The sequence below is a fragment of the Oleiphilus sp. HI0123 genome (assembly GCF_001635315.1).
This window is the reverse complement of sequence record NZ_LWGE01001694.1, coordinates 1-1,316: the sequence shown is the minus strand read 5'-3', so window position 1 is coordinate 1,316 and position 1,316 is coordinate 1. Positions and strand designations below refer to the sequence as shown.

The 1,316-nt window shown below is 43.6% G+C and carries 2 protein-coding genes; one reads left to right on the top strand and one right to left on the bottom strand.

Annotated features, from left to right (window positions below):
- The first annotated feature begins 181 nt into the window (after window positions 1-181).
- The gene (locus tag A3761_RS22945; RefSeq protein WP_068510894.1) at window positions 182-406 is read left to right on the top strand and encodes a hypothetical protein; all 225 of its coding nucleotides are present in this window, start codon (window positions 182-184) and stop codon (window positions 404-406) included.
- Window positions 407-442: 36 nt separating this feature from the next.
- Here the strand turns inward: A3761_RS22945 and A3761_RS28095 are convergent.
- Window positions 443-1,316, bottom strand: an 874-nt coding sequence (locus A3761_RS28095) for a hypothetical protein (protein ID WP_197473189.1), incomplete at its 5' end; no start/stop codon positions are given.

Genomic DNA, 1,316 nt, shown 5'->3' with positions numbered 1-1,316 from the left:
TAAGTGCCCAGTTTTCTCGACCAATGATACTCTCGCTTACATAGTGAAAAGCTATGCGAGCACTTCTGTTCATTGAAACAAACGATTACGCAAGCTTACCCGATAATGTTAAGTCCTTCATATTGCTTAAACCTTAGCTGCCTATACTGATAGTTCTTTCGGGAATATAGAGACTCTGACTATGAGAACATTACGTTTGACCACGCTTGATAATCAGCGTCAGCGTTTAGAGCGGGAAATAATAGAAACGAAGAAAAAGATTGTAGCAGCTAATGAGGGCGCGTTTCCTGACCTGGGTTTAGTTAAGCAATTGAGAGATTCTATTGAGCGAAATATGCAACTTATTTCAATGATTGATCAGCATCGACCCGCAAGAATCTCTAAGCTGAAAGCGAAGGTGATTTAGGGTAAGTGTAAAACTTACCCTGATTCACAAAAACAATTACTGTCGCTCAGGAATAGCCGTTCCCTGAAAGATAAACAGCGGTGTGGGCGATGTGTAAATGACGTTGTCATCCTCGTCTAAGAGTGGCTCTCCATCTTCATCTGTCTGGGCAATATACTCATAGCCAGGGTCTTCATAACTGTTAGCGGGGACAGCGACGTTATTTTCCTGATCTTCTTCACTTTGCAGCTCAAAAAGGTCTTTCGAAACATTGTAACTTTCACAGCTCGTTGGATTGTAGATGAGTTGCTCGCGTGTCGGGTTGGGGTTGTCGTCGCCCTGAGGTATTTCTGTTTCTCTATCATCTTCTAAAGCTTTGTAGATGGCAGTACTGAACTTCGATACATAGACGCGAATTTCTGCATTAGGGTAGTCTACCTCTACTTTTAAGCGCTGCAAGTCTGTCAGCGCATCATTACTGCCATCGCCAATTGTGAATGAGTTGGAGATGACAGTATTTCGCTCGTCGGCTTCATCGTGCTCTGTTAGTGAGTCACCATCATCGTCAATAAGGTCGAAGCAAGCAGGGTGCTCGATTTCTTTGGTAATCGAGCCGTCAGGGCATGTGACGACATTTTCTTCATCATCATCGAGGCATGTTTGATTTAATAGGGCGTACCCCAGAGTGCCATATTTTGACTCCAGGTAGTCTTCGTCGACAGTAAGAATTTGGGGTGGTTCTTGATGGATTACCTTGATCTGCCTTACTTTCGCTTCACTGAATCCGGACTCTTTGAAATTTTCAGGCGCGATCCGGTCTAGAGCGGCAAATTGAATTTCATCATCTGTTTCCACAGTCGGATCTTGGTCGAAAGCTATTAGAACGGTTTGATCAACCTTATTATCTATTTCGACAAAGGCTGAAGGGATG